At 68.9% G+C, this 21,726-nt stretch carries 22 protein-coding genes; 16 read left to right on the plus strand and 6 right to left on the minus strand.

The features are described 5' to 3' along the window. Nucleotides 1-201 precede the first annotated feature (201 nt). The gene (locus tag OG252_RS28955; protein ID WP_053747518.1) at nt 202-1,059 is read left to right on the plus strand and encodes a helix-turn-helix domain-containing protein; all 858 of its coding nucleotides are present in this window, start codon (nt 202-204) and stop codon (nt 1,057-1,059) included. Between the two features lie 222 nt (nt 1,060-1,281). Further along, on the plus strand, nt 1,282-1,473 hold the full coding sequence (locus OG252_RS28960; RefSeq protein ID WP_217243132.1) for a DUF397 domain-containing protein: 192 nt from the start codon (nt 1,282-1,284) through the stop codon (nt 1,471-1,473). Nucleotides 1,474-1,620: 147 nt separating this feature from the next. Here OG252_RS28960 and OG252_RS28965 read toward each other — a convergent pair whose 3' ends face one another. Then, nucleotides 1,621-2,487 carry a MerR family transcriptional regulator gene (locus OG252_RS28965; RefSeq protein ID WP_329339785.1) on the minus strand — a complete coding sequence of 289 codons (867 nt, stop codon included), beginning with the start codon at nt 2,485-2,487 and terminating at the stop codon, nt 1,621-1,623. Between the two features lie 79 nt (nt 2,488-2,566). Beyond that, entirely contained in the window at nt 2,567-3,079 is a 513-nt protein-coding gene (locus OG252_RS28970; protein ID WP_266438021.1) for a glutathione peroxidase, read from the minus strand. A 94-nt stretch (nt 3,080-3,173) separates the two neighbouring features. Here OG252_RS28970 and OG252_RS28975 point away from each other — a divergent pair, with 94 nt between their 5' ends. From OG252_RS28975 to OG252_RS29005, 7 genes are all read left to right on the plus strand, one after another. Beyond that, nucleotides 3,174-3,956 carry a hypothetical protein gene (locus OG252_RS28975; RefSeq protein WP_329339789.1) on the plus strand — a complete coding sequence of 261 codons (783 nt, stop codon included), beginning with the start codon at nt 3,174-3,176 and terminating at the stop codon, nt 3,954-3,956. 153 nt (nt 3,957-4,109) lie between these two features. Continuing rightward, the gene (locus OG252_RS28980) at nt 4,110-5,246 is read left to right on the plus strand and encodes a GNAT family N-acetyltransferase (RefSeq protein WP_266438025.1); all 1,137 of its coding nucleotides are present in this window, start codon (nt 4,110-4,112) and stop codon (nt 5,244-5,246) included. Between the two features lie 126 nt (nt 5,247-5,372). Beyond that, nucleotides 5,373-6,605: a DegT/DnrJ/EryC1/StrS family aminotransferase gene (locus tag OG252_RS28985; RefSeq protein ID WP_266438026.1), complete on the plus strand. Its 1,233-nt coding sequence runs from the start codon at nt 5,373-5,375 to the stop codon at nt 6,603-6,605. An 86-nt stretch (nt 6,606-6,691) separates the two neighbouring features. After that, nucleotides 6,692-7,903 carry a glycosyltransferase family 2 protein gene (locus OG252_RS28990; protein ID WP_329345213.1) on the plus strand — a complete coding sequence of 404 codons (1,212 nt, stop codon included), beginning with the start codon at nt 6,692-6,694 and terminating at the stop codon, nt 7,901-7,903. 65 nt (nt 7,904-7,968) lie between these two features. Further along, entirely contained in the window at nt 7,969-8,412 is a 444-nt protein-coding gene (locus OG252_RS28995) for a helix-turn-helix transcriptional regulator (protein WP_266438028.1), read from the plus strand. 10 nt (nt 8,413-8,422) lie between these two features. Next, nucleotides 8,423-8,836, plus strand: a complete 414-nt coding sequence (locus OG252_RS29000; protein WP_266438029.1) for a VOC family protein — start codon at nt 8,423-8,425, stop codon at nt 8,834-8,836. A 107-nt stretch (nt 8,837-8,943) separates the two neighbouring features. After that, nucleotides 8,944-11,337, plus strand: a complete 2,394-nt coding sequence (locus OG252_RS29005; protein ID WP_266438031.1) for an excinuclease ABC subunit UvrA — start codon at nt 8,944-8,946, stop codon at nt 11,335-11,337. A gap of 60 nt (nt 11,338-11,397) precedes the next feature. Here OG252_RS29005 and OG252_RS29010 read toward each other — a convergent pair whose 3' ends face one another. Further along, on the minus strand, nt 11,398-12,309 hold the full coding sequence (locus tag OG252_RS29010; protein ID WP_266448376.1) for a glycoside hydrolase family 11 protein: 912 nt from the start codon (nt 12,307-12,309) through the stop codon (nt 11,398-11,400). A 644-nt stretch (nt 12,310-12,953) separates the two neighbouring features. Here OG252_RS29010 and OG252_RS29015 point away from each other — a divergent pair. Beyond that, nucleotides 12,954-13,130, plus strand: coding sequence for a hypothetical protein (locus OG252_RS29015; RefSeq protein WP_266438032.1), 177 nt, complete (start codon nt 12,954-12,956; stop codon nt 13,128-13,130). A 53-nt stretch (nt 13,131-13,183) separates the two neighbouring features. Here the strand turns inward: OG252_RS29015 and OG252_RS29020 are convergent, their stop codons facing one another. Further along, nucleotides 13,184-13,405, minus strand: a complete 222-nt coding sequence (locus OG252_RS29020) for a cold shock domain-containing protein (RefSeq protein WP_266438035.1) — start codon at nt 13,403-13,405, stop codon at nt 13,184-13,186. Between the two features lie 902 nt (nt 13,406-14,307). Here OG252_RS29020 and OG252_RS29025 point away from each other — a divergent pair. The 5 genes from OG252_RS29025 to OG252_RS29045 all read left to right on the plus strand — a co-directional run bounded on the left by OG252_RS29025 (nt 14,308) and on the right by OG252_RS29045 (nt 18,978). Then, nucleotides 14,308-15,591 carry an ice-binding family protein gene (locus OG252_RS29025; protein WP_329339793.1) on the plus strand — a complete coding sequence of 428 codons (1,284 nt, stop codon included), beginning with the start codon at nt 14,308-14,310 and terminating at the stop codon, nt 15,589-15,591. 287 nt (nt 15,592-15,878) lie between these two features. Continuing rightward, nucleotides 15,879-16,460, plus strand: a complete 582-nt coding sequence (locus tag OG252_RS29030; protein WP_323186033.1) for a DUF5819 family protein — start codon at nt 15,879-15,881, stop codon at nt 16,458-16,460. Next, the gene (locus tag OG252_RS29035; RefSeq protein WP_266438039.1) at nt 16,450-17,580 is read left to right on the plus strand and encodes an HTTM domain-containing protein; all 1,131 of its coding nucleotides are present in this window, start codon (nt 16,450-16,452) and stop codon (nt 17,578-17,580) included. The genes OG252_RS29030 and OG252_RS29035 overlap by 11 nt, the downstream gene beginning before the upstream one ends. A gap of 688 nt (nt 17,581-18,268) precedes the next feature. Further along, nucleotides 18,269-18,547, plus strand: coding sequence for a hypothetical protein (locus OG252_RS29040; RefSeq protein WP_266438041.1), 279 nt, complete (start codon nt 18,269-18,271; stop codon nt 18,545-18,547). Nucleotides 18,548-18,579: 32 nt separating this feature from the next. After that, the gene (locus OG252_RS29045; RefSeq protein WP_266438043.1) at nt 18,580-18,978 is read left to right on the plus strand and encodes an ANTAR domain-containing protein; all 399 of its coding nucleotides are present in this window, start codon (nt 18,580-18,582) and stop codon (nt 18,976-18,978) included. Nucleotides 18,979-18,999: 21 nt separating this feature from the next. Here the strand turns inward: OG252_RS29045 and OG252_RS29050 are convergent, their stop codons facing one another. Then, the gene (locus tag OG252_RS29050) at nt 19,000-19,644 is read right to left on the minus strand and encodes a hypothetical protein (protein WP_266438045.1); all 645 of its coding nucleotides are present in this window, start codon (nt 19,642-19,644) and stop codon (nt 19,000-19,002) included. 412 nt (nt 19,645-20,056) lie between these two features. On the opposite strand from OG252_RS29050, the gene OG252_RS29055 reads away from it, so the two are divergent. Continuing rightward, nucleotides 20,057-20,869, plus strand: coding sequence for a SigB/SigF/SigG family RNA polymerase sigma factor (locus OG252_RS29055; RefSeq protein WP_329339797.1), 813 nt, complete (start codon nt 20,057-20,059; stop codon nt 20,867-20,869). A 91-nt stretch (nt 20,870-20,960) separates the two neighbouring features. Here the strand turns inward: OG252_RS29055 and OG252_RS29060 are convergent, their stop codons facing one another. Next, a complete protein-coding gene (locus tag OG252_RS29060; protein WP_266438049.1) occupies nt 20,961-21,677 on the minus strand; it encodes a GAF and ANTAR domain-containing protein in 717 nt (238 codons plus the stop codon). Nucleotides 21,678-21,726 lie beyond the last annotated feature (49 nt).

Raw genomic sequence — 21,726 nt, forward strand, 5'->3', positions numbered from 1 at the left:
TACGGGAGCCGCTGGGTCCGCGCGGGGCGACGGAACCGTACGTCCGGACGACGACGCGGTTCCGCCGCCCCGCGCGGTCGTGTGCGGGGCCCGCGCATATCCACCGTTTCCCAGCGGTAGTACGCGCCTTGGTGGCAGTCTGCTCAACAGCAGATACGCAAAGTGGCAAGTATGAGGCACGCAGCCGGAGGTGCACGTCCCGTGGCGTCCAATGTCAATCCCACCGTCAGGCGGCGCCGGCTGGGCCAGGAGCTGCGTCGGCTCCGCGAGCTCAAGGGCATGACGGCCGAGGAAGTCGCCGAGCGACTGCTGGTCTCGCAGTCGAAGATCAGCCGGCTGGAGAACGGCAGGCGCAGTATCAGCCAGCGCGACGTCCGCGATCTGTGCGGGGTGTACGAGGTCGAGGACCAGCGCATCGTCGAGTCGCTGATGCAGATGGCCAAGGACTCCCGGCAGCAGGGCTGGTGGCATGCCTTCGGGGACATCCCGTACAGCGTGTACATCGGCCTGGAGACCGACGCCGAGTCGCTGCGCGTCTACGAACCCCAGATCATCACCGGGCTGTTGCAGACCCGCGCCTATGCCGAGGCCATCATCAGGGGCGGCTCGCCCGAGACTTCGGACACCGAGATCGACAAGCGCGTGCAGGTGCGGATGCGGCGGCAGGATCGTATCGCCGCCGAAGGGGAGCCGCTGCGGCTGTGGGTGGTCCTGGACGAGGCGTCGCTGCGCCGGGTCGTCGGGAGCCGGCCGGTGATGCGCGAACAGCTGGAGCACCTCGCGGAGATGTCCCAGCGCCCGCACATCACCGTGCAGGTCCTGCCCTTCGAGGTCGGCGCGCATCCCGGCATCAACGGCCAGTACTCCATCCTGGAGTTCGCCGACGCGGCCGACTCGAGCGTGGTGTACATCGAGGGCGTCACCAGCGACCTCTACCTGGAGAAGGCCCACGACGTGCAGAAGTACACGGTGATGTACGAGCACTTGAGGGCGCAGGCGCTGAACGTCGACCAGTCGACCCGGCTCATCGAGGACGTGGCCAAGGAGTACGCCCGCTGAGCCCCGGGAGGGCCCATGCAGGCCCCCGAATCGGGGCCCTTGGGAGCGAAAGGCCGGATGCTACACCCCGGCCGGGCCTCACTGGAAGAATCCCCTGGAATATGCCATCCGGAAGAGTGAACGACTGCTCCAGAAGGGGATGTGAGCGAGTAGCGTCGATCACGCCAACGATCAGCAAAGGTTGGCGGAAACCGAACTGCGCAACTGGCTTACGGAGCAAAAATGGCAATTCTTCAGGGCGCCACGGACTCGTGGACGAAGTCCTCGTACTCCAACAACAACGGCGCCTGTGTCGAGGTCAAGTCGCCCACCGTCGCGGAGCTGGACGTCCGCGACTCCAAGGTCACCGACGGGCCGACCCTGGCCTTCCCCACCGAGGCGTGGAACGCGTTCGTGGCCTCGGTCAAGGCGTAGGGAGAGGGTCTTTCTGATCCTCATCCCCAGCCGAGCGCACCACCGACAACTGCACAAGCACCACTGTAAGAGCCCTCTCGACCAGCTCGCCGTCCTTGCCGAGGGGGCTCGGCTTGTGCCCGGAAGCGGGCCGGCCCGACCCGGAGTTCAGCGCACCGGGAACGCCACGTCGCACACCGGGTCCTCGGCGCCCGCCGCGTCCCAGTCGGCGAAGTAGATCTCCCGGCACGGTCCGTCGTACTCCAGACCCTCCCGCTCCATCCACGCCTCCACCGCCTCGAACGCGGCCAGGATCTGCGGATGCGCCACCTGCGCCTTGGAGATCCGCGTGCGGGCGAGCCGCCGGGCCGGCTCCACCCGGACGCCGGTCTGTCGTCCCCGCCCCTGCCCGGCCGCCCACGCCCGCGCTGCCGCCTCGTCGGCGACCGGCACGCAGGACTCGGCCGGGCCGTCGCTCTCCATCGACACCTCGGAGTGGTAGACGACGAACGGCGCCGCCGTCACACCCCCGCACTTCCGGGCCGCCACCTCCAGCCGCCCCAGCGACGCGCCGATCCAGGCCGGCAGCTCGTCCGCCAGCGTGTGCCGGGTCTCGGTGATCACCACCTGCGCCGGTACGTCCACCGTCTCGATCTCGAACTTCCCGTACAACTCGGAGCTCCTCCCCGACAGTCGTCCACGGAGGTACTCGACGAGCGTCCGCTGCCCGGCCACCCGCGCCTCTACGTCCGTCCAGTACGCGGCGAGCCGGTCGGCGCCCTCGGTTCCCGCCGTCTCGACCACCTCGGCGATCCGCGCGAGGGGCATGTCGAGTCGGCGCAGCATGGCCACGAGCCGGGCGTGTTCGACCTGGCTCGCGCGGTAGTAGCGGTAGCCGCTGACCTCGTCGACGTGCGCCGGTGCCAGCAGTCCGAGCCGGTCGTACAGCCGCAGGGCCTTGGCCGACAGCCGGGCCCGCGCGGCGAACGCGCCGATGGTGAGCAGTCCTTCGTCCACCACGTCATCCTCCGTCACCGGGCGGCTCTTCCACCCGGTGACGAGGACGCTCGACCTTGCCCCAGGGGCAAGGTCAACCAGACTCCGGGGAAGGAGATCAGCCGGCCAGCTGTGCCTCGATCGCCGCGACCACCTCGGGCGCCTCCGGCTCGGTCTGCGGGGAGAAGCGGGCGACGACCTTGCCGTCGCGGCCGACGAGGAACTTCTCGAAGTTCCAGCGGATGTCCCCGCTGTGCCCCTCGGCGTCGGCGAAGCCGGTCAGGCGGTCGTACAGCGGGTGCCGGTCCTCCCCGTTGACCTCGACCTTCTCGGTCATCGGGAAGCTCACGCCGTAGGTCGCCGAGCAGAACTCGGCGATCTCCTCGGCGCTGCCGGGCTCCTGTCCGAGGAACTGGTTGCAGGGCACGCCGAGCACGGTGAGGCCGCGCTCCGCGTACTGCTCGTGGAGCCGCTCCAGGCCGGTGTACTGCGGGGTCAGCCCGCACTTGGAGGCCACGTTCACCACGAGCACGGCCCGGCCGGCGTACTGGGCGAGATCCGCGGAGCCGCCCTGGAGGGCACCGATCTCGACGTCGAGGGGGGAAACGCCATTGCTGTCCACAGTCGTCATGAGCGGATGCTAGCCCGGCCGGGTGACGGCCCGGCCACCGGTGCGGAAGGAACCGTTCGGGCCGCCGCCCTCGTGCCCGCACAGGGGTGTGGGCATGGGGAGGACCCGGGGTCCCGAGGACAAGGTCGCGTTACGGCACCTGGTCGCGCGGCGCCTGAGCCTGCGGGCGGTACGGCTGCTGATCGGTGCGGGAATCGTCCTGCTGACCTGGCCGCTCGCGGCGCCGCTGGCCGACCAGTACCGGGCGCAGGAGGCGTACCGGAGTGCTTCCGAGTGCCCGGCCGGAGAGGTCCGTACGGCCTCGGGCGTGGACTGTCTGGTGCCCGGCAGTGGCACGGTCACGGACAAGGAGACCGAGGAGTCCTGCAGCACGGACAGCTACGGAGTGGAGAGCTGCGTTACGCACTACGGCCTGCGTACGGACATGCGCGTAAGCGGCGACGCGCGGACCGAGTGGATCTACGTGGGGCCGGACACGTACCGGCAGGTCGAGCGCGGCGACCGGGCGGAGCTGCTCCTCTGGCGGGACATCGTCGTACGGGTCACCGTCGGCGACCACACCGAGAAACTCGACCCGGGTTTCGGCTTCCGGGCTCTGTACGGGGAGTGGGGCAAGCTGTGGTCCCTGCTGGGCGCCTGGCTCGCCCCCGGCATCGCCCTGCTCGTGGTGTTCGGCCGTCGGGAAATGCTCGGCGTGTCCTCCCCTGCCGTTGTCCTGATGTATCTCTTCCTGGGCTTCCTGACCCTCGCTGTGGTCGAGACCGAGCTGTTCGGGCCGGACCAGGGGTGGAAGGTCCTGCTGCTGGTGGGGTTCGCCGCGCTGCTGGTCGGCGGCATCGTGGCCTGCGTGAGAGATGAGCTCCGCGAGACCGCGTAGGGCGTTTCGCACCCGATCCATACCAATCCATTGCGACCGCCACCCTTGACAGTCTGCGTACTGTTTCGCGACTTTTGATCCTTGGGGCAGGACGCGGCAACGCGTCATGGGGGATCACAGGGGAATACAGGGGGGCGGTCGCCCGTGCGAGCCATGAGCAAGGCCGAGGCGGACATCACGATCCACAGACCCGAGGAGCTGAGCACCGAGCTCCGCGGAGCCTGGCACCGGGCGATGGACGAGTCGCCCGAGTACGCGAACCCGTTCCTGGCACCGGAGTTCGCCGCCGGGGTCGGCCTGCACCGCGGCGGGGCGGCCCGGGTGGCCGTGCTGCACGAGCACGGGGAGCCGGTCGGCTTCCTCCCCTACGAGCGGGGCACCTTCGGTGTCGGCCGGGCCATCGGACTCGGCCTCTCCGACTGCCAGGCCCTCGTGCACCGCCCCGGTGTCACCTGGGACGCCCAGGAACTGCTGCGGGCCTGCGGGCTGTCCGTCCTGGAGTTCGACCACCTCGTCGAGGAGCAGAAGCCCTTCGGCGACTACGTGACGGGCACCTTCGCCTCACCGGTCGTCGACCTCGAGGACAGCGGCGACAGCGACTACGCCCAGTGGCTGCGCGCCGCGTACCCGGGGCTGGCCAAGACGACGCTGAAGAAGGAACGCCGGCTGACCCGCAACGTGGGCGAGATGCGGTTCGTCCACGACGAGCGCGACCCGCGGATGCTGCGCCGGCTCATGGAGTGGAAGTCCGCGCAGTACCGCCGGACGGGCCGGATGGACCGGTTCGCGCGCCCGTGGATCGTCAACCTGGTGGAGCACCTCTTCCGCGTCCGCGAGGAGCACTTCACCGGCGTGCTGTCCGTGGTGTACGCGGGGGACCGGCCGGTGGCCGCGCACTTCGGGCCGCGCTCGCGCACCGTCTTCGCGGCCTGGTTCACCGCGTACGACCCCGACTTCCACTACTACTCGCCCGGCCTGATCATGCACCTGCGGATGGCCGAGGCGGCCGGACGGGACGGCGTGCGGCTCATGGACATGGGGCGCGGCGACAAGGAGTACAAGGACTGGCTCAAGACCCGTGAACTGCGCGTGGGCGAGGGGTTCGCGACCCGTCCGCACCCGGTCGCGGCGGCCCACCGGCTGTGGCGCAGACCGGTGCGCGGCCTGCGCAACACGGTCCTGGCCCATCCCACGCTGCGGGAGCCGGCCGACCGGCTCCTGAAGACGGTCGGCGGGCTGCGTACGTCGGCCGGCCCGGCGGCGGGCGGAGCGGCTCCGCGCGCGCACTGAACGGACCGCTCCACCTTTCTCTCCTCTCCCTTCGCGTCCCTTCGCTTCGCGACTCCTCAATGGCTCTTCTGTGGCTCTTCAGTGGCTCTCTGTGGCTCTTCGACGGCTCTTCAGGAAGAGGTGACGATGCCGTACGGATCGCGGCTCGCTGCGACGATGACACGGCGACTCGGACGCGAATGCGTCTACACGCCCTCGGCGCGGCTGGCCCTGTATCTGGCGCTGCGGCGCTGGTGCCGGCCCGGCGGCCGGGTGCTGATGTCGCCGGTGAACGACGACGTGATCCTCTTCGTCGTCCTGGCGGCCGGACTGCGCCCGGTACAGGCTCCGGTGTCGGCCTGGGACGGCAACATCGACCCGGCCGCCGTGCCGGAGGCCACCTGGCGGAACGTGGACGCGGTGCTGACCACGAACCTGTACGGGGTACCCGACCGGGTCGGCGAACTACGCCTGCGCTGCGACGAGTTGGGCATCCCGCTGATCGAGGACGCGGCCCACGCGATCGGCACGCACGTCGACGGGCAGCCGATCGGCACCTTCGGCAGGGCGGCGGCCTTCAGCCTCTCCAAGCACGTGGCGGCGATGGCGGGCGGCTTCCTCGTCGTGGAGGACGCCCGCACCCGGCGCGAGCTGGAGCTCCTGCGCGACGACCTGCTCGAACCGACGCGTCTGCGTGCCGACCTGGCCGCGACCCTGCGCCCCCTGGCCCGCTCGGCCGTCCGCACCCTCCGGCTGGTCCGCCCCGCATGGCGGACGATGCAGCGCCTCGGCCTCCTCGAACGCGACGACTTCCGCATGGCCCTGCACGCCCCGCGCCTGACCGCCTCCGCCCTGCGGGCGCCGAACCTGACCGCGTACGAACCATGGGTCCGCGTCGACCTGCACGACTTCCGCACCCGCCACGGGGCCCTGGTCCGAGGCCAGTTGGCCCTGCGCATGGCCCGGCTCGACAGCGACCTTGCCCATCGCAGGGCCGGCGTCACCTTCCTCTCGGGCACGCCCTGGGCCTCCCCGGCCCTGCGGGACCGGGCCGCCCACAACGGCCCGTTCCCCCTCTTCCGCGCGCCGCTCCTGGTCGACGACCGGGACGCCCTCGTGGAGCGCCTCGTGAACCACGGCATCGTCTGCGGCTACATCTACGACCCTCCGCTCGACGACTACGCCGGTGCGGAGTTCGTGGAGCCGTCCCCCGACCCGGCTCCCGCCCGCTGGTTCGCCTCCCACGTCCTCCCGGCGGACCCTCTCCTCGCGCACCGGATCACCAGCGCCCTCACCAGGGAACGGGCCACGACGGCCCGTCCGCCGACCCCGGCCCCGGTCTCCGACACGAGGAGGCCGCCGACGCCGCTGGGGCAGTGAGGAAATGGACTGTTTCCCACCGGTCACGATATCCGGATGATGTAATTCCGGACAACCATCGTTCATTACCGGTTGTCTTGCCGTTAATGAACAGTGAACCTGTGCCCGACGTCACGGTTGTCGTCGGCGCGTATGAAGCCATGCCCTATTTAGTCCGCTGTCTGGAATCGGTCGAGACCCAGACACTGGGATTCGACCGCATCGAGATCGTGGCCGTCGACGACGGGTCGAGCGACGGCACCGGTGAATACCTGGAGAAATTCGCCGCCCTGTCGCAGGTGCCCACCCGGGTGATACGGCAGGCCAATTCCGGCGGCCCCAGTGGCCCGCGCAATGTCGGCCTGGAGTCGGCCCGCGGCCGCTATGTCTTCTTTCTCGACGCCGACGACTATCTGGGGGACGAAGCCCTGGAGCGCATGGTCGCGATGGCCGACCGGGCCGGCACGGACGTGGTGCTCGGCAAGATGGAGGGGGTCGACCGGGGCGTCGCGAGGTCGATGTTCGGCCGCACGCAGGAGCGTGCCGACGTCTACACCTCCCGGGTCATCTTCACGCTGAGCGCCCAGAAGCTGTTCCGGCGCGAACTGCTCGTGCGACTGGGCCTCAGATTCGACGAGAAGCTCACCACCGGCGAGGACGCCCTCTTCACCATGGAGGCGTATCTCCGCGGCAACGGCGTGTCCGTCGTCGCCGACCACGTCTGCTACTACCTGGTGCGCCGCGACGACGGAAAGCACGCGACCCGAAGAGGCGACTACACGGCGCGCTTCGCGGCGGTCCACGCGCTGATGGACCTCATCGCGCGACTCGTGCCGCCGGGTGCCGAACGTGATCAGTTGATGGTCCGGCCCTTCACGATCGGACTGCTGCAGCAATTCAGGGCCGGCCTGCTGAAAGAGCCGGAAAACGAGCAGCGGCACAAAATGGAACTCGCCGCTCCGATGATGACGGCGTACTGGACCAAGGGCATGGCCGACCGGATAAAGGTCGGGGAGCGGCTGATCCTCACCTGTGTTGCCATGGGTGCGCTGGATCCCTTGAAGAACATTCTGGAATTCGTCCGCGCCAGGTCGGTGCCGGAAGCGGTCCATCACGGCCGTGCAGGCCGCCTGCACCTCGCCTATCCGCATTTCCGCGACCGGCGCACGGGCATTCCCGACGAGGCGTACGAGGTCACCGTGCCGGACTGGTCCGGCAGCCGGCGCGTCCTGCCGTCGTCGAAGCTCCCGCAACCGGCCGCCCGGCGGGCGGTGCGGAAGGTCCGCAGACATTTGCGGAGCCTGCGCACCCGTGGATAGCGCCGAGCGGAGCGGGACGCCACCGGCGCTAGGCAAGGCCGTCGCGCCGTGGCACGATTTCGCGGGTGACCAGCAGACCCGGCGCGACGCAGCACCTGCGCGACCTCGCGCGGCTGCGTCGCGTCCGCGACCGGATCGACCGGGAGTACGCGCAGCCGCTGGACGTCGAGGCACTCGCCCGCGGCGCGCACATGTCGGCCGGGCACCTCAGCCGCGAGTTCCGGCGTGCCTACGGAGAATCGCCGTACGGCTATCTCATGACCCGGCGCATCGAGCGCGCGATGGCGCTGCTGCGGCGTGGCGACCTCAGTGTCACCGAGGTCTGCTTCGAAGTCGGCTGCTCCTCGCTGGGCACCTTCAGCACCCGCTTCACCGAGCTGGTCGGGATGCCGCCCAGCGTCTACCGCCGCGAGGCGGCACGCGCGACGGCGGGCATGCCGTCCTGCGTGGCGAAACAAGTGACCAGGCCGATCAGGAATCGAGAAGCGCCGACCGCGAGCCCCGCCTAGCGTGACAGCCATGGACATCACCATTCATGCGAGCTCCCTCCCGCACGACGACCCGGAGGCCGCCCTGGCCTTCTACCGCGACGCCCTCGGCTTCGAGGTCCGCAGCGACGTCGGACAGGGCACGATGCGCTGGATCACGGTCGGACCCGTCGGCCAGCCCGACACGTCCATCCTCCTGGCACCGCCGGCCGCCGACCCCGGCATCACCGACGACGAGCGCCGCACCATCGCCGAGATGATGGCCAAGGGCACCTACGGCTGGATCCTGCTGGCCACCCGGGACCTCGACGGCGTCTTCGAGCGGGTGCAGGCCGCCGACAGCGCCGAGGTCGTCCAGGAGCCCACCAAGCAGCCGTACGGCATCCGCGACTGCGCCTTCCGTGATCCCGCGGGCAACCTGATCCGCATCCAGGAGCTGACCTGAGCCGTCCGGCGTCGCCGCCGTGACCCGCACCCACCCGCCACGGGCCGAAGCGGCGTGGCTGCCGGGGTTCCCGCGCCGTGCGGACCCGACCGACAGATGGAGAGACGATGAGCAGGGCCACGAGGACGACCACGCAGTCGCCTGCGCCGCACGTTGCCGACAGCCACGACCTGATCCGCGTGCACGGCGCGCGCGAGAACAACCTCAAGGACGTCAGCATCGAGATCCCGAAGCGCCGGCTGACGGTGTTCACCGGCGTCTCCGGTTCGGGCAAGAGCTCGCTCGTGTTCAACACGATCGCCGCCGAGTCGCAGCGGCTGATCAACGAGACCTACAGCGCCTTCGTGCAGGGCTTCATGCCGACGCTGGCGCGGCCCGAGGTCGACGTACTCGACGGACTGACGACCGCGATCACCGTCGACCAGCAGCGGATGGGCGCCGACCCCCGCTCCACCGTCGGCACCGTCACCGACGCCAACGCGATGCTGCGCATCCTCTTCAGCAGGCTCGGCAAGCCCTACATCGGCCCGCCGAGCGCGTACTCCTTCAACACCGCCTCGGTCCGGGCCAGCGGTGCGATCACCGTCGAGCGCGGCAACAAGACCAAGGCGCAGAAGGCGACCTTCAACCGCACCGGCGGCATGTGCCCGCGCTGCGAGGGCCGGGGCGCGGTCTCCGACATCGACCTCACCCAGCTCTACGACGACTCCAAGTCGCTCGCCGAGGGCGCGTTCACCATCCCCGGCTGGAAGTCGGACAGCCAGTGGACCGTGGGCCTCTACGCCCAGTCGGGCCTCCTCGACCCGAACAAGCCGATCCGCAGGTTCACCAAGAAGGAGATGCACGACTTCCTCTACGGCGAGCCGATCAAGGTGAAGGTCAACGGCATCAACCTCACCTACGAAGGACTGATCCCCAAGATCCAGAAGTCGTTCCTGTCCAAGGACAAGGAGGCGATGCAGCCGCACATCCGGGCGTTCGTGGAGCGGGCGGTCACCTTCACCACCTGCCCCGAGTGCGACGGCACCCGGCTCAGCGAGGGCGCCCGGTCCTCGAAGATCAAGAAGGTCAGCATCGCCGACGCGTGCGCGATGGAGATCCGCGACCTGGCCGAATGGGTCCGCGGCCTCGACGAGCCGTCGGTGGCACCGCTGCTCACCGCACTCGTCGGAACCCTCGACTCGTTCGTGGAGATCGGCCTCGGCTACCTCTCGCTGGAGCGGCCGGCGGGCACGCTGTCGGGCGGCGAGGCCCAGCGCGTCAAGATGGTCCGCCACCTCGGCTCCTCGCTCACCGACACCACCTACGTCTTCGACGAGCCGACCATCGGCCTGCACCCCCATGACATCCAGCGGATGAACGACCTGCTGCTGCGGCTGCGGGACAAGGGCAACACCGTGCTCGTCGTGGAGCACAAGCCGGAGGCGATCGCGATCGCCGACCACGTCGTCGACCTCGGCCCCGGCGCCGGTACGGCGGGCGGCACCGTCTGCTTCGAGGGGACCGTCGAAGGGCTGCGGGCCAGCGGCACCGTCACCGGCCGCCACCTCGACGACCGGGCCACCCTCAAGGAGACGGTGCGCAAGTCCACCGGCGCGCTGGAGATCCGCGGCGCGACGCGGCACAACCTGCAGGGCGTCGACGTGGACATCCCGCTCGGCGTGCTCTGCGTGGTCACCGGCGTGGCGGGCTCCGGCAAGAGCTCCCTCGTCCACGGGTCGATCCCGGCCGGCGCGGGTGTGGTGTCGGTCGACCAGGCGGCGATCAAGGGCTCCCGACGCAGCAACCCGGCGACGTACACCGGACTGCTCGACCCGATCCGCAAAGCGTTCGCGAAGGTCAACGGCGTCAAGCCGGCGCTGTTCAGCGCCAACTCCGAGGGCGCCTGCCCCACCTGCAACGGCGCCGGAGTCATCTACACCGACCTGGCGATGATGGCCGGCGTCGCCACCCCCTGCGAGGACTGCGAGGGCAAGCGGTTCCAGGCGGCGGTCCTGGACTACCACCTCGGCGGCCGCGACATCAGCGAGGTGCTCGCGATGTCGGTGACCGAGGCCGAGGAGTTCTTCGGCACCGGCGAGGCGCGCACGCCGGCCGCGCACGCCATCCTCGACCGGCTCGCCGACGTCGGGCTCGGCTACCTCAGCCTCGGCCAGCCGCTCACCACCCTGTCCGGCGGCGAGCGCCAGCGGCTCAAGCTGGCCACCCACATGGCCGAGAAAGGCGGCATCTACATCCTCGACGAGCCGACCACCGGCCTCCACCTCGCCGACGTCGAGCACCTGCTCGGCCTCCTCGACCGGATCGTCGACTCCGGCAAGTCGGTCATCGTCGTCGAGCACCACCAGGCGGTCATGGCACACGCCGACTGGATCATCGACCTCGGCCCCGGCGCCGGCCACGACGGCGGCCGCATCGTCTTCGAGGGCACACCCGCCGACCTGGTCGACAGCCGCTCGACGCTGACCGGGGAGCACCTGGCGGCGTACGTCGGCGCCTGACGGAGTTCCTGGGACGGGTGGCGCGGCGGCAAGGGCCGCCGCGCCACAGGTGATCAGTGGTCAGCCGGTGCTGCAGGAGACGGTCGGCCAGGTCCAGTTGCCGTTGGGCTGGATGGTGACGCCGAAGGTGTTGCCGCTGCCGTTGGGTTTGGCGGTCAGCACTTGGGCGCTGGGGTAGCTGGCGCTGGTGTTCCAGGTGGAGAGGACCTTTGCGGGGGAGGGCACGTTCATGGTCACGGTCCAGTTGCTGGAGCCGGAGACCGAGACGTTGAGGTTGTAGCGGTCGCTCCACTGCTGCCCGGCGGACAGGGACGCCGTACAACCGCTGCCGCTGCCGCCACCGCCACCGGTGGTGCCGCCCACGGTGATGTTGGAGTTGCCGCTGCTCTGGTATCCCTCGGTCGCCATGATCATGTAGTAGTTGAAGCTGCCGAGGGGCATTCCGGCACGGGTCCAGGCGTCGAAGTGGTTGCCGGTGGTGATGGTTCCACCCGTCCTCTTGGACTGCCGGACGCTCCAGTACTGGTCGAAGGTGCGCGTGCCTTCGACGGACGGGGCGTTGTACCGCGTCGTCTTGTAGATGTCGTACGTGCCGCCGTCGCTGGACACGGTGCCCATGTGCGTTCCCGTGGGCCGGTAGGTGCCCCAGTTGTCGACGATGTAGTACTCGACGAGCGGGTTCGACATCCACCCGTAGAGGGTCAGGTAGGCGTTGCCGGACGGGTTGAAGGTGCCCGAGTAGGTCACCGTCCTGCGTGAGCCGGTGCTCCAGCCCTTGCCGGCGACGAAGTTCCCGGTGTTGCTCCAGGTGGTGCTGTAGTTGCCGCCGGACCCCAGGTTCATGGAGACCGTGCCCGGAGCGTCGGTCCAGAACGAGTAGTAGTAGCCGTTGTTCGTGCCGGTCTGGTTCGTGTTGACGACCGTGTCGGCGTGGGCGGTGCCCGGCATGGCCATCGCGGCCACGGCGACCATGACTATGGCGCAGGCACTGCTGATGAGCAGCTTGAAGCGGGTGAACGGCCGGAAGCGGCCGTGGTTGCGGTTCCCCTGGTTCGTCGGGTTCGCGGTTGATGGTGCGGGTGCGGGTGCGGGTGCGTCGTTCATGTGCGGGTTTCCTCCTCGTGCTCGTGAGGTGGATCGACAGTGATTGAGCCCCCCGTCAACGGCGCCAGTGTTGGTCTGGCCCTGTCAACTGTCAATATTTTCGACAATGATCGCGAAACATTCGATTGCGGTGGGGTCTCGTGAGGCTGGTATTTCCCCTGTTCAAACGTCAGAGAGGGCAAGTTCGGCCGAGATGAGTCACCGAAAGCCTTTCCTTTCGAGATCGATTCACGAGGGTCTCATCTACGAATGTTTCGAACTTCTTCCGGATCCTGACAAATCAGGACTGCAACGCAGGTGCCGCTGCCGCCCTGGAAGGCCCTCGCGAGCGGGGCATGCGGCGCAGGTCCTCCGTGAACGGCAAGCGGTGGTGCGCGGCGCCCACGGGGACACGTACGTCCGCTTCAGCAAGGGCAACGCCGTGATCACGACCTGTCATGGGCGGGCGGACGCCCGACTGACGAGGAACACGAGCGCGCCCACATTCAGGGCCGGGCACCACCTGGTGCGAGGTGGCGTCGTTCCCGACTCCGCAAGCAGCCCTGGGCGCAGGCGGCCCCGGCGCCCTCATCCGCCTGCGCCGCGTCCTCACCCCGCAGTCCCGCCCGCATCGAGCGGTACGGCTGGGCGGGGCGGCGGCGACGGTCGCCGGTGCGCTGCTGCCCTTGCTGATGGCGTGCGGGCTCTGACCTTGCGCGACCTGGATTTGAACGTGCGACATCGTTGATGTCAGGTGTGGGCGTCAGGCAGGCCGAGGAACGATGCTCACCGCGCGGTAGTCGTAGCCGTCCTGTTCGAAGCCGGGGGCTTCCCATGTGAGGTCGATCTGCTGTCCGGGCGACAGTGTGCGGAAGCCGGTTGTCCGGATGTCGGAGAAGTGGCCGAAGCAGCCGCCGGGAGTCTCGGGCGAGTCGAGCACGCCCCACCCTTCCTCGTCGCTCCACTCGCGGACAGTCGCAGTCACCGTGGGTGGGACCCCACGGGTTCTCTCTGCGCCGGCATCTGATGCCCTTGTGGTGCGGCCCGGCTGTCAGGGGCTGCCCGTACGCTACGCAGCGTTGGGTCGGCCTGCTGTCGCGGTACGGCGAGAGCGCGACCAAGGGGGTGGCTCAGAAGAGATGCCCGAGCCACGTCGGTCCAGGACCTCGGGCAGCTTCCAGCCGGGCGTGGATGGCGGCGGAGCAGGTACTGAGGGTCTTTTCCAGGCTCGTCTTCTCGCCGTTGATCGCGCGCGGCACACGCACGGAAGCGATGCAGGTGGGATCCGACGACAACGACTCCGGCGCAAACACGCCGGAGTCGCCCTTCCGGGCGGTTGCACGTGAGAGTGAACCGACCCGCAGTCAATATTACTGCGGACAGTGGATTTCGGGTATATCTCGAGCGACGCATCGCCGCGCGCTTTCCTTTGGCCGGACGGTCACCGAACACCGTGACGTGCCGACTTGGCTGTGCCGGGTGTGTCGCGCGCGGCCTGTCTACTGCGACCATGCCCTCGCACATCAGATAAGCGCAGGTGGCGGCCGAATCCTCGTCGAAAATCCCAAGATCATGAAGTGGCCTCGCTTTGGGCGACACCCATCGGAATGGCCACCTTCTGTGCGGGGCATGCGTGATCTTCTCGTGGTGTTTCTTCCGTCCCGCCGACTGCGCCGGGCGGACGCCCTGGCGGCAATTGTGATTTTGGGGCCACTTGGCCCATTGAGCATTCCTATGTATTTTACTGTCTATTCAGTAATTCTGGAGAACCCGCTCCGGGGAATCATCGACGGTCACACTCCTCAGTAATATGCCAACGCCGGAAACAGGCGATTCTGTGCGACTGGGAACCGCCAAGACGATCCGCATAAAGGAGTTGGCCCCTCGATGACGCTGAATATCCCTGACGCGCCTCTACGGCGCACCATGTCGGTGTGGATCGCGGCGGTAGCGGGTGTAGTGATCGCCGCTGTCGTCCTCGCGCTGATGCCGACACGCGCAAATGCCGTTGCCATCCCTGTGCCTCTCGGCACGGCAGCAGATTTCGGAGTACTGGCTGGTTCGACAGTCACCAACACCGGCACCTCGGTGATCCAGGGCAACGTCGGAGTGAGTCCGGGTTCGGCCATCGTGGGTTTCCCGCCCGGCCAGGTGCTGCCGCCCGGAGCTCTGCACGCTGCTGACGCCGTCGCTGCCGGAGCCCAGAGCGATCTGGGGATCGCCTACAACCAGGCCGCCGGACAGGCACCGGACGTCACGTACGTCGACAGTCCCCATGAGTTCGGTGGTCAGACGCTGATTCCGGGCGTCTACAGGGCGCCCGTCGCCGCAGAAATCACCGGTCCACTAACCCTGAACGCCCAGGGCAACCCCAATGCCGTCTGGGTGTTCCAGATCGGTTCTTCGCTGACGACGGCGTCCGCCAGCGAGGTACGTCTCATCAACGGCGCCTCGCCGTGCAATGTGTACTGGCAGGTCGGCAGCTCGGCCACGCTCGGTACCAGCTCCACGTTCGTGGGCAACATCCTGGCCGCGGCCTCGATCACGGCCACCACAGGGGCGACCATCAATGGCCGGCTACTGGCCGCTGCGGTCGACGACGGCGCCGTGACCTTGGACGACAACACGATCTTCCAGGGGCAGTGCGCGACCGGTGGGACCACGGGTGGTCTGGTCTCGGGCGGTGTGATCGCCGGTGCCACGACAGGTGAGACCACAGCGGGCACCACGGGCACCACCACGGTCGGCGTCATCGCCGGCGTGCCGACGGGCGGCGGGACCGGTGGCGGCCAGGGCGGCGTTCTCGGTGGTGTCCTGACGACAGGTGGAACCACCGGCGGCGTGCTGGGTGGCCTGGTCGCGGGCGCCACCACGGGTGGCGTGAACGGCGGCGGGAACGGCGGCGGGAACGGCGGCGTGATCGGTGGAAACGGCGACCACGACCACGAGGAGAAGCCCGGCAGGCCCGGCGACCACGACCACGAGGAGAAGCCCGGCAGGCCCGGCGACCACGACCACGAGGAGAAGCCCGGCAAGCCCGGCGACCATGATCACAACGACAAGCCCGATGAGCACGACGGGCATCCGGGACAGCACGGTAAGCCCGGCAAACCCGGCGAGCCCGAGGGCTACGGCAGCGATCACGAAGGACACCACAAGAAGGCTGCCTAGCTCCAAGTGAGCAAGCAGGGCGAGCGGCGCGCGACGGGTCGTGGTCGATTCCGTCGCGCGCCGCTGGCGAAGTCGGCGAAGTCTCGGGAGAAGTCATGCGAGAAGCCAGGGTGGAAAGGCCGGGTGGGGCCGTGCCGGGTGGCGCTGAAGGGGGGGACGTCCACGGACCGGACCGCACCGGCACTCCGCCGACAGGACAGCAGGAGGATCGGGGAGGGGAAGCCCTCGCGTGCCATGGGTCTTCCAAACCTCCGCCCAGCCTCCTGAAGGCAGGCACGAGCGTCGCCGTGGTCCTTTGTCTGGCCACCGCCCTGGTCCATGTTCTCCTCGTGTTTCTGCACGTGGCGCCTCCGAACCCCCTCTCCCAGCAGTACAGCCGGCAGGTCGGTGCGTGGGTCTTCCCCTTGTTCGAGCAGAACTGGCGGCTCTTCGCGCCGGATCCGGAGTCGGTCAACCGGCAGATCTCGGCGAGGACCATGCACACCACCCCGGACGGCACCACGCAGGTGAGCGGCTGGTTCGATCTGACCGCCGTCGACAACTCCGCGGTGAAGCACAACGCCTTCCCGAGCCACACGGCACAGAACATGCTGCGGCGGGCATGGAGTTCGTACCTCGAAACCCATGGTGGTGACGACCAGCCGCGCTCGCAGCGGGCGCTCATGGTGCAGCAGTACCTGACCAACATCGCGGCCGATCGCATCGCCGCCCATCGCGGAGGCAGCTTCGAGTCCGTCCAGCTGCGGGTGATCACTGTGCCCATCGCGGCGCCCGCCGCGGCGGGCGTCCCCGGCTCGTCCGCTGCTGCTCCGAAGCCTGCTGAAACGCGGTATCTGCCCTGGTGGAAGGTGGCCTCCCATGGAAACTGAGCAGGCACAGACACAGTACCGGCGTACTCCCGAGCCGGCGGACGCAGGCACGTCGCGCCACGTACCGGAGCGGATCGGTACGTTGCTCGTCGTCCTGACCGAGCGGCCGGTATCGCTGTACGCCGCGGCCGTGCTGCGGATCGGGTACGGGCTGCTCTACCTGGTCTTCCTGCTGCGCGAGTTTCCGCACCGCGACGAGATCTGGGGTCCTGGTTCACCGTGGACGCCCGAGCTGGCCACGCAGCTGTTCGGCCAGACGGGGTGGGCCAGCCTCCTCACCCTGTCCGAGAGCCGGGCGTACTTCGAGGTCTGTTACGCGACGGCTCTCGTCACGGCCGCGCTGTTCATGCTGGGCTGGCGGACCCGAGCGGTGTCCGTGCTGTTCGCGATCATGGTGGCGTCGTTCCACGCCAGGGCGATCTTCATGACCGACGGCGGAGACAACCTCATCCTCCTGATGGCCATGTACCTCGTCTTCACGGCATGCGGCCGGCGCTGGTCCCTGGATGCGCGCAGAACCCGTCTCCACGCCTCGGCGGGGAAGGGGGAGAACAGCTCGGCAGGCTCAGGAGCAGGCGAGCTCCGGCATCAACTGGGCGTGTCCCGCCGGACCTTGACGGCGGTACTCCACAACTGCGGCATGTTCGTCATCGCGGCCCAGGTCTGCTTCCTCTACGGATCCGCGGGCCTCTACAAGGTGCAGGGCGGCACCTGGGGCAACGGCACCGCCCTCCACTACGTCCTGAACCTCGACCTGTTCCGGCCCTGGCCCGAACTCTCCCTCATGGCGGACGAGCACGACGTACTGCTCGCCATCGCCTGCTACCTGACAGTGCTGCTGCAGGTCGCCTTCCCGTTCGTCCTGTTCGGACGGCTCAAGTACCCGGTCCTGGCCCTGCTGCTGGGCATGCACCTGGGCATCGCCGTCCTCCTGGGGCTGCCGCTCTTCTCCGGCGCGATGATCATCGCGGACGCCGTGTTCCTGCCGGACCGCTTCTACCGTTCACTGGGACGACTGCGGCGGCGCACGAGCAGGCGGGCAGACACCTGGAAGACGGGGGTCCCGCCTCGCGGAGAGTCGGCACTCGTGCCGGCGCAGCCCGCACCGTCCGGCCACTGAAGCCCTGGGTGGTCCGGGCCGCGGCGACATGAGCCGGCTGTGGCGAGCCGTAGTTCCTCTGTCCGGTTTCGGCGGCCGGTTCCTGCCGGTCTGAACGAAGGACCCGGCGCCGCTCTGTGAGGGCGCCCGCCAGGAGGGTGGCGAGTTCGTCGAAGGTGCCGTCGGCGTCTTCCACTGCTTGGTGTGGGCTGTCGACGGAGGCGCTGACGGCCTGTTGGAGACGCCGGGTGAGCTTGTCCCGTTCGCCCTGCGGAAGCAGTTCCGAGCCCGCCCTGCGATGGAGGTCGGCCGTTTCGGTGTCGGGCTCTCGCGGCGTCTCTCGGCCCGGGGCTGCTTCCCTTCGCGTGGCGTCGGGGCGTTGGCGTGGTGCGGGGTCGGGGGCGGCTGGTGGGGCCGGGACGGGTCGGCCGGCTGTTCGGCGACCGGCGCCTCGAAAAGGCTTCGACCATGGCTTCCCGCAGGAATGCTGCGCCCGAATGATCCGGAGTGCACAGCCCTACGTCGTGCTGCCAGGCCGGTCGGGACCGTAGCGGGAACGATCAGCGCGTACCAGTGTCAAGTAGCCATCCGTACCGAGCAGGACGGCCTACGCCGCGCTGTATCCGCGGCCTCCGGACAGGACTACGCTGCGGGGTGAGGCCCCAGTCCCCGGTATCGATGCTGTGTCCCGCTCCCGGGGAGGCCCACCGTGTTCGCCCTGCTCCTCATCCTCATCGTCGCCCTGTTCGGCTTCGGCTTCCTCAACCCCATCTGGTGGGTGGCCGCGGCAGTGCTGGTCTACGGCGCCACCCGCTACGGCCGCGACCGTGGCGGAGGCCGGAGCCGTGGCGGCAGTTCCGACCTCGGGGACTACCGGGGCTACCAGGAGCGCCGGAATCGTCAGGAACGCTGGGACCGCCGCTACAGCCGTCAGCACCGGGCGCGCTGGAGGCGCGAGGACCGTCGGGACCGTGAACACCGCAGGTGACCTGTGAAGTGGTCCGTTGAGAGGTGTATGCCATGCAACGCACGACCGTGATCCAACAGGAGTGGTGGGATCTCCGGGCCGAGGCCACGTGGGGGAACACGCAGGCGGGGCAGGACGTCGTCGCCCTGCGTGCCGAGAATGACCAGCTGCGGCGGGCGCTGGCGAGCCGTGCGGTGATCGACCAGGCCCGCGGCATGGTGATGGCACTCGCGCCGTGTTCCAGCGAGAGGGCCTGGGACGTGCTGGTGGACGTGTCGCAGCACTGCAACATCAAGCTCCGGGACGTGGCTGTGGCTCTGGTCGTCACGACGAATGACCGGACGCTTCCGGAGCCGATACAGCGGGAGCTGCGCCGAGCACTGCGGGGCCTTCATCTGGCGGACCGCACATCGACGGATGTCGCAACGAGGCACCGCCGCGACCCTCCGTGACTCCCGTTCCAGCGCGGGCGGCTACTCGGGCCGTTGGGTCCGGGCGTTGTGGGCAAGGCCGTCCGGATGCTCCGTCGTGCGCTCTCCTAGGGGGAGCAGCACTACGCACAGGACGGACGGTGCGCGGAGGATCTGCCCTGCCTCCAGCCAGCCCCAGGTCTCGAACGCGGCACGGGCCTGACGGTCGGACTGATCCACCAAGGTGACGCCGAGCGAAGCCTGATGGTCGGCGAGCAGGCGCTCCTGCAGGCGGCGGGCGAGCCCGTGAGCGTGCTCGTGTGGATGGACGACGGTCTCGGTGATGGCGAAGACATGTCCGGAGGCGGTCAGTTGCTCGAGGTTCTGCGGCAGAGGTCCCTCGAACTCCTGCCACCAGGAGCCGTCGCGCGGCACGGGGAATCCGAGGACACAGCCGGTCAGGGACTGCGCCTCGGCGACCAGCATGTCGAATCCCGGCTGTTGGACGTCGTGTGCCAGACGGCGCAGGAACTCCTGCCGATCCTGGAATTCCTGCCCGGGCGGGGTGGCGGAGGACTCCACGTAGAGATCCGCCAGGTCCTCTCGCATCCCCTCGGCCTGCCACCGGTTCAGTCGGCGCAGCCGCACCGTGTCCATGGCGGACGGCTTGGAGCCTTCGGGTTCGTGGGGTTGCCGCGGAGTCTGCATGGGGCGCCTCGTTTCAGGAGACCGGAAACGTGCGGGAGAGCCATCGTGGCCGATGGGCGGTGCGGCGCCTGGGTCTGGGACGTCGTTCAGCAGCATAGCCCCGGATCGGCGCCGCGCCGGGGCTCGTTGGGGACACGGGGTCACTGGGGCGTCGGCGGATGGACGGTGCGGTGCCGACGGCGCGGATGTCGGCCGGGGTGGCGCAGAACGCGGTGTTTCGCCTGCACGTCGATCGTGAGCAGCCGCAGTTGCGTTGCACGGGCCCTGTTTGAAAGCGGGCTGCCCGGGCACTCACCCGGTGTGCTTCAGACCGGAGGCACGCCCGTGGGGGCAGCTGTCGCTGCTCCCCAGTGTGCTGCGATCTGCCGGCTCCCACGGTGAGCGACGCCACCGATCGGGGAGACACGTGCCCATGCCGTACGCACGCGCACAGAGCCCACGAAGCACACACCCCTATGACGACGCTCCGGACACCGATGCCGCGTTCCGCCGTATCACCGCTCTCCCGGACGGCCCGGAGAAGTTCGCGCTGCGGCAGGAGGTTGTGTGCGCCTGGGCGCCGATGGCCGTACGGCTCGCCGGGCGCTTCCGCCATCGCGGCGAGTCCTTCGAAGACCTCAAGCAGGTCGCCCGACTCGGCCTGGTCAAGGCGGTGACCCGCTTCGACCCGGACCTCGGCACCGCCTTCCCGAGTTTTGCCGTACCGACGATCCTCGGCGAGGTGAAACGCCACTTCCGGGACCATCTGTGGGGCGTACATGTGCCGCGACGCGTGCAGGAGCTGCGCGGCCGGGTCCGCACCGCCGGCCATGAGTGCGTTTCGCTCTACGGCCGCGAACCCTCCGTTCACGAGATCGCCGCGCACACCGGCCTCACCGAGGCGGAGGTACGGCTGGGGGAGGGGGCGATGGAGAGCTTCACCATGCTGTCCCTGGACGCCGGACCCGGCCGCTCCGAGCACAGCTACCCACTGACCGACACTCTCGGTGGCACGGAGCCCGGCTTCGACCTGATCGTCAACCGTCAGGCGCTCCGCCCGCTGCTGCGGGCACTGCCCGAACGCGAACGACAGATCCTCTACATGAGGTTCTTCTGCGAGATGACGCAGGATCGGATCGCCCTGCAGCTCGGTCTCTCGCAGATGCACGTCTCCCGTCTGATCACCCGCACCTGTGCGCGCCTGCGCGACCAGGTGATGGCCGAGGATGGCGGCAGGGTGGTGTGACGACGTCCCGGTGCACGGGCGGCGTCGGACTGCCGGGCCGGGGCCCGACGCCCTCGCTCGGTGTTCGGCGCTCGGCGTGGTGTGGCGTACGTCAGGACCCCAGACCGGCGAGGGATTCGGAGCCGTCGATGAAGGAGCGGGCCACGTCGACCAGGCGCCGGTTGTGGGCGCGGGCGTAGCCGCGCAGCGCGGTGAACGCCTGCTCCATGTCGATCCCCTGGCGTTCGGCGAGCTTCCCCTTCGCCTGTTCGATCAGTACCCGGCTGTTCAATGCCATCTGCAACTGTTCGTTGAGCACCGTGCCGCGGTGGAGGGTGCGTTGTTGCAACAGGCTGATGGTGGCGACGTCGGCCAGGGCCTGGGCGACGGGCGTGTAGGCCGGATCGAACGGGCCGGGAGTGGTGCGGAAGAGATTCAGGGCGCCGACCACCTCATCCCGCAGACGCATGGGCAGGGCCTGGACCGCCCCGAATCCGCCGCGCTGGGCCGCCACCGCGAAGCGCGGCCAGCGGGCGGTCTCCGTACCGAGATCGGGGACGATCACCGGTGTGCCGGTGCGGAAGCACTCAAGGCAGGGGCCTTCGTCGTTCTGGAGCTGGAAGAGCTCCAGCAGGCGCACCTGTTCGTCCGAGGCGGCCATGACGCGGAGTTTGCCGTCCCGGTCGGCGAGCAGCACCCCGGCGGCGCTCGCGTCGAGCATTCCGACGCAGCGGTCGGTCAGCAGGCGCAGGAAGTCGATGAGGTCGAAGTCGGCGACCAGATTGTCGGCCAGCTCGACGAAGGTCTTGGCCAGAAGCTGTTGATCCATCGTGGGCACCCTCGATTGAGACTGGTCCCGGCCTGAACGGGCGGGAAAT

The sequence above is a fragment of the Streptomyces sp. NBC_01352 genome, assembly GCF_036237295.1.
GTDB classification, from domain to species: domain Bacteria; phylum Actinomycetota; class Actinomycetes; order Streptomycetales; family Streptomycetaceae; genus Streptomyces; species Streptomyces plumbiresistens.